The sequence below is a fragment of the Microcoleus pseudofavosus SVA1_A4 genome (genome assembly GCF_036700565.1).
In the GTDB taxonomy this organism is placed as follows: Bacteria; Cyanobacteriota; Cyanobacteriia; order Cyanobacteriales; family Microcoleaceae; genus Microcoleus.
Map to the genome: position 1 here is coordinate 111,985 of NZ_JAUBPE010000007.1, position 12,475 is coordinate 124,459.

Genomic DNA, 12,475 nt, shown 5'->3' on the forward strand with positions numbered 1-12,475 from the left:
ACTCCATTAGCCACAATCTCGCAATAATCCGCCCTAATTTCAATATTGCTTTTGCCCGATCGCACATTGTCTCCAAACAATCAACATTATAATTAAGCAATTAGGAGCTTGGAAGTACGGTTTACCTAAAATATTCGCGATCTCAATCAAACTCATGAAATATTTGGGAGATATTTTGTTGACAAAATGCAAGAATCATAGTAAGTGAGTTTAGAAAAATTGTCAAACTCATCTGGACTGGGAATCGCCCTGTCGGAAACAAAAGGTTACAATTAAAAATAGCTTCTATTTCCATAACATTACTGTTTATAGCTTGAAATTCTCAGTGTCCAATAACAACACCTCAACACAATCATTTCAATTTGACTCGATCGACAGCGCCCTGGCAGAACTCAAAGCAGGTCGGATGCTCGTAGTAGTCGATGACGAAAACCGCGAAAACGAAGGCGACGTGATTTGTGCCGCCCAGTTCGCCACGCCGGACAACATCAATTTCATGGCCGTGAACGCCCGGGGTTTGATTTGTCTGGCCTTGAGCGGCGAAAGGCTCGATCGGCTCGAATTGCCCCTCATGGTCAGCAAAAATACCGACAACAACCAAACCGCCTTCACCGTCAGCATCGATGCAGTCAACGGCGTCAGTACCGGTATCTCCGCCGAAGACCGGGCCCGCACCATCCAAGTAGCCATCCACCCGGACACCAAACCTCAAGACTTGCGCCGTCCCGGTCACATTTTCCCGCTGCGGGCGATCGACGGCGGCGTCCTCAAACGCGCCGGTCACACCGAGGCCTCGGTTGACCTCGCCAGACTCGCCGGCTTGTATCCCGCCGGCGTCATCTGCGAAATTCAAAACCCCGACGGTTCGATGGCGAGGTTGCCGGAATTAATCGAGTACGCCAAAACCCACAACCTCAAAATCATCAGCATTGCCGATTTAATTAGCTATCGGCTCAAGCACGATCGATTCGTCCGCCGCGAAACAGTCGCCAAATTGCCCACTCAATTCGGCGATTTTATGATTTACGCCTACCGCGACACTCAAGACAATTCAGAACACGTTGCTATTGTCAAGGGCGATCCGGCAGAATTTAAAGACAAACCCGTGATGGTGCGGGTGCATTCCGAATGCCTGACCGGCGATGCTTTTGGTTCCCTGCGCTGCGACTGTCGGATGCAACTGCAAGCGGCACTGAAAATGATTGAAAATGTCGGTTCTGGCGTCGTAGTTTACTTGCGCCAAGAAGGTCGGGGGATTGGATTGGTAAATAAACTAAAAGCTTACTCGCTGCAAGATTTGGGATACGATACCGTAGAAGCTAACGAGCGGTTGGGATTTCCCGCCGATTTACGCAACTACGGCGTCGGAGCGCAAATGCTGAACGATTTGGGAGTTCAAAAAATTCGGTTGATTACTAACAACCCGCGCAAAATTGCAGGTTTGAAAGGTTACGGAATTGAAGTAGCCGATCGCGTCCCCTTACTAATTGAAGCCACAGATTACAACTCGATCTATCTGGCAACAAAAGCTCAAAAACTCGGTCATCTGCTGCTGCAAACTTATCTAGTAACAGTAGCGATTCAGTGGAACGAAACGAAGGCAGAAGGTAGAAGGCAGAAAGCAGAAGGAAAAGACGAAAATGCTGCCATTCAAAATCGGTACGAACACCTCGAAAAACTGCGGCATTTGGCGGCGGCCCAGGACTTGCTGCTGCAAGAAGAAGCGCGGCCGGTAGGAATAGCCCTGTTCGGAGAAGGCTCCCTGATCGTTCATCTCGGCTTCGATCAAGCCGGACTCGCGGCTCCCGACTGGTACTCGGAGGTAAATCATCCTTACGTCAAGGCGATCGCCCAAATTCTCGGCGACCTCAGCACAGACCCGAATTTGCAAACATTAGAATTCATGGTTTCCTCCGGTAGCGATCCGCTCAAAACCCTGCAAGTCCAGCTCGATCGAGAGACCTTCCCCCTCGGACAAGTAGCGTCTGCGTGCGAAAGGCTTCAACCTCAAACAATCTACAGTTTTTGTCCTATTTCCGATTGAGCCCTCGGAATGTCAAGCTAGGGTCAAGAACAAAGAGGGCAAATCGACATGGACATGAACGTTGGTGACTTTCTGCACCGACTCGACCTCAGAGGACAAGCGCTTAAAGGCACCAACCTCGGCGGTGCGGAACTCCGGGGAGCCAACCTCAGAGGAACAGACCTCCGAGAAACCAATCTGGGCGACGCTATTCTCAGGTATGCAGATTTGATCGAAGCCGACCTCACCGACGCCAATCTGGGCGGCGCGGATTTAGCTGAGTCACTTCTCAATTTAGCCAACCTCACCAGAGCCGATTTGACCGGTGCTATCCTCCGAGAGGCTACTCTCGTAGGAGCCGAACTCAGTCAAGCCAACCTCCAACAAGCAAGTTTGATCAAGGCTAATTTAGTTGGAGCAAATCTCCAAGAAGCCAACTTAACCAGAGCCAACCTCAGCGGCGCTGATTTGCGCGGTTCTCAGATGACCGACGCGATTTTAGACAAGGCCGTCTACAACAACCGGACTCTCTTTCCCGAAGGTATTGACCCAGGCGCAATGGGAGCAATTTTGCTAGCTCCCAATGCCTCGCTCCCGGGATTAAATCTGATTATGGTAGATTTGACCGGAGCCGATTTAAAAGGAGCCGATTTGCGGCGGACAAACTTATACAAAGCTATTTTATTTGGAGCCAAACTCGATCGGGCAAACTTAGCAGGAGCCAACCTCAGCGGAGCGGATTTGAGGGAAGCCAGTTTGAGCGGCACCATTTTAGAAAAAGCTGTTTACAGCAACAAAACATTGTTTTCAGAAGGCATTGACCCCAGTCTGGGCGGAGCTTATTTAATTGCTCCCAATGTATCGCTGCAAGGGGTAAACTTAACCGGAGCCGACTTAAACGGGTCAGATTTAAGCGGAGCTAATTTGAGCGGTTCTAACTTAAGTTCGGTCAATCTCAAAAATGTAGACCTCAGCAGAGCCAGCTTAAAAAAAGCTTACCTCAAAGGTGCAAACTTGGAAGGAACAGATTTGAGAGGAGCCGATTTAAGCGGCGCAATTTTGCACCAAGTAAACTTGAGTTCTGCTGACCTCCGGGGCGTAGACTTAACAAGGGCCGACCTCAGCGGCGCTAATTTAAGCGATGCCGATTTGAGGGAGACAGATTTCACCGGAGCTACTTTGCTGCTCGCTAACTTGAGCGGGGCAGACTTGAGAGGTGTAGACTTGACAAAAGCTGACCTCAGCGGCGCTAAGTTAAACGAAGCAGACCTCAGAAAAGCAGATTTGATGAGAGTAAATTTGGAGGGAGCAGATTTAACTGAGGTAGACTTGAGCGATGCTCATTTATTTCGAGTTAATCTTAGAGGTGCTAACCTTAAAGGTGCTAACCTGAAAGGCGCCAACCTGAAAGGGGTATCTTTGACCGACGCTTATTTGAGCGAAACGGATTTGACCGATATAAATCTGAGTCCGAGTTTCTTTGAACGGTCATTAGAATCGGAATGGTAATTAGTCAATTGGCAGTTGGCAGTTGGCAGTTGGCAGTTGCTAATAGCTGTGCAATAACAAATAACAAATAATATCAAATCCGGTGGCATCGGAATTATATAGTGCGAGCGTCCCCGCTCGCGATTCACTCCGCCAGCGTCCCCGCTCGCACTGAGATAATCTAAATATATTATTCCGATGCAATGCGAGCGTCCCCGCTCGCGATTCACTCCGCCAGCGTCCCCGCTCGCACTGAGATAATCTAAATATATTATTCCGATGCAACCGGACATAATATAACAACCAACAACTAACAAATAACAACTAACAAATAACAACTAACAACTAACAACTACAACTGACTGATGACTACTGAAAAACCGTTAGGCTCTGTTATTCAAGGTTCCCTGAGCAAGGGATTAGAAGTGCGACTGCACGCCGATGTTTCGGTGGAAGATATGAGGGTGGGGAAATTTTTGGTAGTGCGGGGGGTGCGATCGCACTTTTTCTGTATGCTCACCGACGTGTCTCTCGGAACTTCCAGCGCTCGCATTTTATCGAATCCTCCCAATCCCAACGACGATTTTCTTCTAGCAGTGCTAGCCGGTAGCAGCACCTACGGTACGATCGAACTGTCGCCGATGTTGATGTTGACTGCTGAACGAGAAAAACAGCAGGCAATTTTCGATCCGACGAAAAACGGCGGAGTTCGCGAGAACAAGTTGGCGTTAGGAAATTTGGGCTCTTTTGAGCCGCAAAGCGGCGCCGATATTGAGTTGCTGCCCGTTAAAACTATTCCCAGCCACTTTTCCCAGGTGTTTGATGCCAAAGAAACCGATTTTCGGGCAGTTTTTGGCTGGGAAGATGACCCGTACCGCCGCAATTTTGCGATCGGCAAACCGATTGACATGGACGTTGCTGTATGCTTGGATTTAGACCGATTTGTGGAACGCAGCAACGGAGTTTTTGGCAAGTCGGGAACGGGAAAATCTTTTCTGACTCGCTTGCTTCTATCTGGAATTATTCGCAAGCAAGCTGCTGTTAATTTAATTTTTGATATGCACTCGGAGTACGGGTGGGAAGCTGTTTCGGAAGGGAAACAGTTCAGCACTGTTAAAGGTTTGCGGCAGTTGTTTCCCGATAAAATTCAGATTTATACCCTCGATCCAGAATCGACAAAACGCCGGGGAGTCCGCGACGCTCAAGAATTGTTTTTGAGTTTCGATCAAATTGAAGTGGAAGACATCGCGCTGGTGCAGCGCGAGTTGAATTTGTCGGAAGCTAGTATCGAAAATGCGATTATTTTGCGAAATGAGTTGGGGAGTGGTTGGATCAACAAGTTGCTGGAAATGACCAACGAAGATATCCAAATGTTTTGCGAAGAAAAGCGGGGAAATAAGTCTTCGATTATGGCTTTGCAGCGCAAATTAGAGCGACTGAATGATTTGAAATACATTCGGAAACGCTGTCCGAAAAATTATGTAACTGAAGTTTTGCAGTGTTTGGATGGTGGAAAAAATGTAGTAATTGAGTTTGGTTCCCACTCGGATTTGCTGTCGTATATGTTAGCAGCAAACGTGATTACTCGCCGCATTCACGAATCTTACGTGCGAAAAGCTGAGAAGTTTTTGCAGAGCAAAAATCCGTGCGATCGCCCGCAGCCGTTGGTGATTACCATTGAAGAAGCTCACCGCTTTCTCGATCCGGCGATCGTGCGATCGACTATTTTCGGTACAATTGCCCGCGAAATGCGAAAATACTTCGTCACCCTGCTGATTGTAGACCAGCGTCCCTCCGGGATCGACGCCGAAGTCATGTCGCAAGTCGGAACGCGCATTACAGCTTTGCTAAACGACGATAAAGACATTGATGCTATTTTCACCGGCGTTTCTGGAGGGCAGAGTTTGCGATCGGTTTTGGCAAAACTCGACTCCAAACAGCAAGCATTAGTTTTGGGGCACGCCGTACCCATGCCCGTAGTCGTGCAAACTCGTCCTTACGACGAGCAATTCTACAGAGAAATTGGGGATATTGACTGGCAAGAAATGCCCGACGAACAAGTATTTGCCGAATCAGAAGCTGCTAAAATGGATTTGGGATTTTAACAACAGATTAAACCCTTATAAAATCCCTCTTTATCAGCGTTAACCTGCGTGCATCTGCGGTTAAAAAAATCTAATTCCTATGTTTTAATAATTAATTCAACGCGGCGGTTTTTCTCCCTCCCCACCGGGTTGTCTGAGCCGTCTAAATTATTATTAGGAGAAATCTGTTTAGTTTTGCCGTACCCTTTGGTTTGCATTCGGGTATTCTGCACCTTGAAAACGTTGATAAAATAATATTTTACCGCTGCGGCTCGCTTCTGGGAAAGTTCGAGATTATAGGAATCTTCCCCGTGGTTGTCGGTGTGTCCGTTGATGAATATTTGGGCATTTTTGTAATGTCTCAGCAGCAGATTTATCTTGGTGAGAGTGGGTTTAGCTTGGGCGCGGACGTTATATTTGTCAAAATCAAATAAAATAGTTTCTGGCACATTAATTCTGATGCCTTCAGATACTTTTTCTGCCTTCAACTCTGTTTCAATCTTTTTGACAGTCTCGGTTGTTATTTGAGTTGGTAGCTGCTCCTCTGTCGCAGTTAGATTCGCGGTGATATTCTCAACTTTTACTGTAGTCTGAGCAATAATTTCAACTTTAACTGTAGTTGGAGCAATTGGTATTACTTCTAAGGTTGTAACTGCTGTTGATTCTGATTCAACAGTATCGACTTTTGCGGATGTACTGGCAGCCAACTGAGAGGATGAGGTCGCGAAAAGCAATGATGAGATTATCGTAGTATTAATTAGTCTAATTAGCTTTGTCATTTCTCAATCACCTGTTAATTGGAATATTGTTGAATAGGGTAAGAGATCTACCATCATAATTTAGAGTGGAATATAGCGCCAAATATTTGGCTTTCGGTTGTAACCAACCTACGAATACAAACTGCCCTTTGAGCGTAGTGCCGGGTTTAATCATAATTTGGGTATTATTGGAGGGAGGTAATAAATTATATCGTTGCCCATAGTTGTCGTAGAGATACATACCATCTTTACTATTAAGCATTACAACTTCCTTGCTACCATTTGTAATCGCCATAGTCACTATAATGCTATCTTCACCAAAGGTAATTTTTGTCAGCCGTCTCCATAGTTGGTTACTGATAACGCGGATGTCGTAAGTTTGTGCAGGTGGCAGGGAATTTGTAGGTTTTTGGGCAACCTCTAAACTCGTTTGAGTCGGAACGGGCGTAGGATTTGGAGATTGAGTTTGAATTGGCGTAGGAGTTGGGCTATTGGGTGCGGGCGACGCGGCGGGTGCTTGTGCGAATGGGTTTTTCACACAGGCGACACACACCAGCGATAGTAATGCTAATTGTGGGAAATTTTTAGCTTTCATTGCTGCACCCGATCGAGCTTTTGTGCTAATTTTAATATAGAGTAGTCGTTTTTGTTGCGGGTTTAATCTAGCCTTGAGAATTAGAAGAGCTACAAAGTGCGATCGCCCTTAAAGTCTCTTTAATTAGAAATTACGATCGAACGTCAAACAAATTAGCCCCCAGCTTTCAGCCAGAAGCTTTTCCCCTTTCACCCCCTCACCCCTCATCCCTAACTTCACAAAATCTGCATAAGCTTAAATCTGGTTGAGCATCGCGGCACAATTCAACTTAAACAGCCCAACAGCCAGCCTTTATACACCTTTACTTACTCACAGCCGAGTTGCAGTAGCATATTCTCAGAAAAATGTCAATATATATTTTAAAGCCTAAGTCGCAGCTAATACGGCGATCGAGTTCGGTTATCTCGCATCGCAGCATCTAGGCAGCGAGAAAAATTCAGGCGATGATAGAACAGAGAGCAAAAAAAGCCCTCGAATTGCATGAGTCTGTTTGCATGAGTCTGTTTGCATGAGTATTGTGAAGTTGAGTTGCAGTTAAAACTAGCAGGGAATTTAAAACCTTAAGGAAAAATGTAGAATCTTGACCTTAAGACAGAGGTTTTTACCCTTTACGATCCTCAAAATTTGGAATAATATTGAGCAAAGTAAACTTAAATTCACTTCGCCTTGAACTAGCCGTTAAAGCTAGCGATATACGGAAAATCGACGGGGATTACTGGAAAATCCAGCACAAAAGTAATCCCAAACCACAAGCTTCTACCGATCGTCACCGATAAACAGGAGGGGAAACATCCCCCCTGTCGCAGTCTTCATCCCACTTGCAAAAGTGGGACAGGGTATCACCAACTTTTTATCTGTTGTTACAAGGAGTGCAATACTCACCCATGTCCACCACAACCCCCAAAAACAAAACAGTGAAAGCCGATCGCATGGGCAGCCGGCCATACTCCTCAACGGATACGGTTCGTACCTATCTGCACGAGATCGGTCGAGTACCCCTGCTAACCCGAGAAGAAGAGATTGTTTTCGGGAAGCAGGTGCAGCAAATGATGAAATTAATCGAAGCAAAACAAGAACTTGCCAAAGAATGGCAGCGGGAACCCACTCAGCTTGAGTGGGCTGCCGAAATGGAGTTGACAGAAGCCGAACTAAACCGGATATTGCACATAGGGCGGCGCGCCAAGCAAAAGATGATTGAAGCGAATTTGCGGCTAGTAGTGGCGATCGCCAAAAAATACCAGAAACGCAATATGGAATTCTTGGATTTAATTCAAGAAGGCACCCTCGGTTTAGAACGAGGAGTCGAAAAATTTGACCCGATGCGGGGATACAAATTTTCTACCTATGCCTACTGGTGGATTCGGCAAGCAATTACCCGCGCGATCGCCCAACACGCCCGCACCATTCGATTGCCAATTCACATTACCGAAAAACTGAATAAAATCAAAAAAGTGCAGCGGGAACTCACGCAGCAGTTGGGCCGCTCTCCCACACCAGGGGAAATTGCCTCCGCCTTGGAACTGCAACCTTCCCAAATTCGAGAATACCTGCTGATGGCAAGACATCCAGTTTCTTTGGACTTGCGGGTAGGAGACAACCAAGATACCGAACTGCAAGAACTCTTAGAAGACGAAACTGCATCTCCCGATAACTACATTACCTCGGAATTGCTGCGGCAAGACCTCGATACTTTGATATCAGAACTTACCCCCCAGCAACGAGATGTGATAATTCTGCGCTTCGGTTTGGAAGACGGCACCGAAATGTCTCTGGCGAAAGTCGGAGAACGGCTCAATCTCAGCCGCGAACGGGTGCGGCAGCTAGAACATCAAGCCCTCGCCCACCTGCGGCGCCGCCAATCTCAAGTCCGAGAATACTTGGCTAGTTAGTCACTAAAAAAGTTGAGATTTTCCCCAAAATCTCAACTTTTTTTTTCGTGTTGGCACGGCGCTGGGAAGGAGACTTTTATTTGATATCAATGCCGGTGCAACCGTCAGGTGATTGTTGACTGTTGACTGTTGACTGTTGACTGTTGACTGTTTGGACATTTGAACAATACCGATGCAACCGGAAACGATATGAGTGGTCGATCGCGCTTTCGGTAGATCGCAAAATTTGTCAAGACTAATCTTATATTTAAGTTCAGGAACCGGGCGGGCGATCGTTCCTTCAAGTGAATAGCCAGCGTTAAGCCAGATACCCGGTTTCTCTAGAAGCTTTTTGAAACTGTTACAAGAGGCGCGCTTACCGGCAGCTATTTAAAATTTTGGGTAGGAGAGTGGTTTTAAATTATTTGATATTGACAGGCAGTTTAGAAGCACTCGCGATCGTGCTTGCTCTCTCGCCCGGTAACTTCGGCATCGGATTCCCGGCACGCGGGACACAGCACTCGGACATCAAATCCGGCGTTTTCCGGTCGCAATCTCCCTCAAATCCTGCGCCAGATACGGCTAGCACAGGTTTAGGAGAGGGAATTTACCTCTACGGCCAGTCGAGCCAGCCCAATGAAATTAAAAAAGAATATTTTGTATTTGAAATGTGGCAGAGTAAGGTAGTCGGCGCTTTTTACCTGCCTCGGTCTGCTTTTTACTGTTTTTACGGCACAAGCGAGGGAACTCAGTTAAATTTAACAGTAGTGGACAGTTACGACGGCAGTCGCTCTCCCTACTTCGTAAACCTGCAACAGTATTACCCAATTTCCACCATCAGCGAGAACGATCGGCGCATCTTGGGTATTTGCAAGAAAGCTCACAAACAGCAGGTGTGGGGAAAGTAGCAGAAGACTGGCGCAGCCCCAGCAATCAATCGATTTTCTTTAATCGATTTTCGATTTTCGATTTTCGATTAAAGAATTGAAGAAAGCGACCCCACTGATAAATCGGGGGCAAGAGACCAAATTGCTTGATTATCCTTGAAACAGCAGTAAAATTGCTCCTGAGTTGAGAATTTCAGACAGATACCACACACACGGCAAGATGAAACTGCGTCGGAAAACACTATCGATCGTTGGCATTACCATCGCTGGACTGACTGGCATTTTGTATGCCGCCTCCTCAAGCATCCTCTTGGGCAGCCTTGTCAAAGCAGAAGAACAAGAAGCCACACAGGTTGTCAAGGGAGTGCTCAGCGTGTTCGGGCAAACCGCAGATGACTTCAACTCGCGCTTTGCCGACTGGTCGGCCTGGGACGATACCTATGCTTTCATGCAAAACCGCAACTCAGAATTCATTGCCTCCAATTTAATTCCAGAAGGGCTGGCTAATATAAGAGTTAATATAGCCGTATTTGTCAATACTTCTGGCAAAATAGTTTACGGTACGGGTTTAGACAGCGAAAAGCTGAAACTAACGCCTGTTCCAGAAGCATTAAAACGGCGCATTTCTCTCAGTGACCCGCTGCTGTTGAAGCACCCCAACGCCAAAAGCAGCCTTGCTGGTATCCTGCTGCTACCGTCAGGGCCGATACTGATTACTTCCCGACCAATTCTCACGACTAAAAGCACGGGCCCGATCCAAGGCACGCTGATATTTGGGCGCAATTTAGATGCTGCTGGTATTGAGCGGATGTCTAAAATTACTCGCTTGCCGCTGATTGTACACAGCATTAATGAGCCTGAATTGCCGGCTGATTTTCAGAAAGTACGGGAGAAATTGTCGGCAAAAAAACCGATTTTGGTGCGTCCTTTAAGCGAAGATTCGATGGCGGGTTACGCTGTGATCCGCGATATTTACGATCGACCTGCGCTGCTATTGCGGGTGGATATCCCCAGAGAAATATACCGCCAAGGTCAAATTAGTTTGCTATACCTACTGGTGTCTGTAATTTTGGCGGGAATTGGGTTTGTCGGCTGCACTTTGCTGCTGCTAGAGCATCTAGTGCTGTCTCCGCTGAGCGGTTTGGCGAAAGCAGTGAACGGCGTTAGCAGCAGCCAAGACCTCTCGATGCGGCTGCCGGTGACGGGCGAAGATGAGTTGTCCGACCTTGCCCATACTATCAACGGAATGCTGAGTGCGATCGCGATCGCCGAAAGCGAACAACTTGAGGAAAAAGCCCGCTACGGAGCCGTAGTCGAGCAAGCTACAGACTGCATTTTCCTGTGGGACGCTCAAACCAAACGCCTTTTGGAAGCCAATACAGCGTTTAGAAACTTGCTCGATTACAGTCTTGATGCGATTTCCCAACTGACTATTTACGATATCATCGCTTACTCTAAAGACCTAGTTGACAAAAATATCGAGTTGCTGCTGGCCGACAAAAAATTCAGAATTGGCGAAGTTCTCTACCTGCGACGAGACGGTTCCTGCGTGGACGTGGAAGTAAGCGCCAGCTTAATTTCCTACGGCGGCCGCGAGATTATTTGCACTGTTGTCCGCGACATTACCGAGCGCAAGCAAGCCGAAGCCGAACTGCGAGCCTCGGAAGAACGCTACAGACTTTTGTTTAAAAATAACCCCCATCCGATGTGGGTTTACGATTTAGAAAATCTGGAATTTATAGCCGTCAATCAGGCTGCTATCCACCACTACGGCTACACTCGCGACGAATTTCTCAACATGACCGTTGCGGACATTCGTCCCCCCCAAGAGCAGCCGAGATTGTTAAAAAATATATCCCAAGTAGATGTCGGTATTGATTTTGCCCGTGTGTGGCAGCACCAGAAAAAAGACGGCACAATTATTGATGTAGAAATTACTTCTTATGCCATGCTATTTGATAGCAGAAATGCTGAATTAGTCCTGGCTCACGACGTGACCGACCGCTTGCAAGCCGAGGCAGAACTGTACAAGGCAAAGGAAGCCGCAGAAGCAGCTAATTTGGCTAAAAGTCAGTTTTTGGCTAACATGAGCCACGAACTGCGAACTCCTCTGAATGCGATTATCGGTTACAGCGAGATCCTGCAAGAAGAGGCTTTTGATTTGGGCGAAGAAGATTTTGTGTCGGATTTGGAGAGAATTCACAATGCAGGGCAGCTTTTATTAACATTAATTAATGATATTCTGGACTTGTCGAAGATTGAAGCCGGTCACGCGGAACTTGAATTAAAAACTTTTGACGTTTCGGATGCCGTTCAAGATGTAGCGAAAACTGTTGAGCCGCTATTTTTGCGAAACACCAATCGCCTGAAGGTGGAGTGTCCTAATAATATTGGCGAATTGCATTCCGATAAAACTAAGTTTACTCAAATTTTGTTTAATTTGCTCAGCAATGCAGCTAAGTTTACTCAGAAAGGGACAATTACACTCAGCGTTGAAAGAATTAAACATGACGAGAATAGTTGGGATTCTGAACAGTTAATTTTTAAGTGTACTGATACGGGAATTGGCATAACTCCCCAACAGCTACAAAAGTTATTTCAACCTTTTACGCAAGCCGATGCTTCGACTACCCGCAAGTACGGAGGTACGGGTTTGGGTTTGGCCATAGCGCAGAAATACTCTCAGATGCTGGGCGGAGAAATTACGGTGAATAGCGAGTTTGGCAAGGGGTCAACTTTTACTTTAATGTTGCCAGCATAGATCCATTTTAA

8 protein-coding genes are annotated in these 12,475 nt (G+C 46.7%); 6 read left to right on the plus strand and 2 right to left on the minus strand.

Going from position 1 to position 12,475, the window contains the following annotated elements:
- Positions 1-325 precede the first annotated feature (325 nt).
- From ribBA to QUA02_RS05250, 3 genes are all read left to right on the plus strand, one after another.
- Positions 326-2,044 (plus strand): bifunctional 3,4-dihydroxy-2-butanone-4-phosphate synthase/GTP cyclohydrolase II, encoded by a 1,719-nt coding sequence (gene ribBA, locus QUA02_RS05240; protein WP_333025835.1) that lies wholly within the window; start codon positions 326-328, stop codon positions 2,042-2,044.
- Positions 2,045-2,092: 48 nt separating this feature from the next.
- Positions 2,093-3,532 (plus strand): pentapeptide repeat-containing protein, encoded by a 1,440-nt coding sequence (locus QUA02_RS05245; RefSeq protein WP_333025837.1) that lies wholly within the window; start codon positions 2,093-2,095, stop codon positions 3,530-3,532.
- Between the two features lie 344 nt (positions 3,533-3,876).
- Positions 3,877-5,616 (plus strand): helicase HerA domain-containing protein, encoded by a 1,740-nt coding sequence (locus QUA02_RS05250; RefSeq protein WP_333025839.1) that lies wholly within the window; start codon positions 3,877-3,879, stop codon positions 5,614-5,616.
- A gap of 77 nt (positions 5,617-5,693) precedes the next feature.
- On the opposite strand, the gene QUA02_RS05255 is transcribed toward QUA02_RS05250, so the two are convergent.
- Positions 5,694-6,374 (minus strand): OmpA family protein, encoded by a 681-nt coding sequence (locus tag QUA02_RS05255; protein ID WP_333025841.1) that lies wholly within the window; start codon positions 6,372-6,374, stop codon positions 5,694-5,696.
- Positions 6,375-6,381: 7 nt separating this feature from the next.
- Positions 6,382-6,948, minus strand: coding sequence for a hypothetical protein (locus QUA02_RS05260; RefSeq protein WP_333025842.1), 567 nt, complete (start codon positions 6,946-6,948; stop codon positions 6,382-6,384).
- Between the two features lie 884 nt (positions 6,949-7,832).
- Between QUA02_RS05260 and QUA02_RS05265 the strand changes: the two genes are divergently transcribed.
- The 3 genes from QUA02_RS05265 to QUA02_RS05275 all read left to right on the plus strand — a co-directional run bounded on the left by QUA02_RS05265 (position 7,833) and on the right by QUA02_RS05275 (position 12,464).
- Positions 7,833-8,837 carry an RNA polymerase sigma factor, RpoD/SigA family gene (locus tag QUA02_RS05265; protein WP_333025843.1) on the plus strand — a complete coding sequence of 335 codons (1,005 nt, stop codon included), beginning with the start codon at positions 7,833-7,835 and terminating at the stop codon, positions 8,835-8,837.
- 389 nt (positions 8,838-9,226) lie between these two features.
- Positions 9,227-9,724 carry a hypothetical protein gene (locus QUA02_RS05270; protein WP_333025844.1) on the plus strand — a complete coding sequence of 166 codons (498 nt, stop codon included), beginning with the start codon at positions 9,227-9,229 and terminating at the stop codon, positions 9,722-9,724.
- Positions 9,725-9,923: 199 nt separating this feature from the next.
- Positions 9,924-12,464 carry a CHASE4 domain-containing protein gene (locus QUA02_RS05275; protein ID WP_333025846.1) on the plus strand — a complete coding sequence of 847 codons (2,541 nt, stop codon included), beginning with the start codon at positions 9,924-9,926 and terminating at the stop codon, positions 12,462-12,464.
- Positions 12,465-12,475 lie beyond the last annotated feature (11 nt).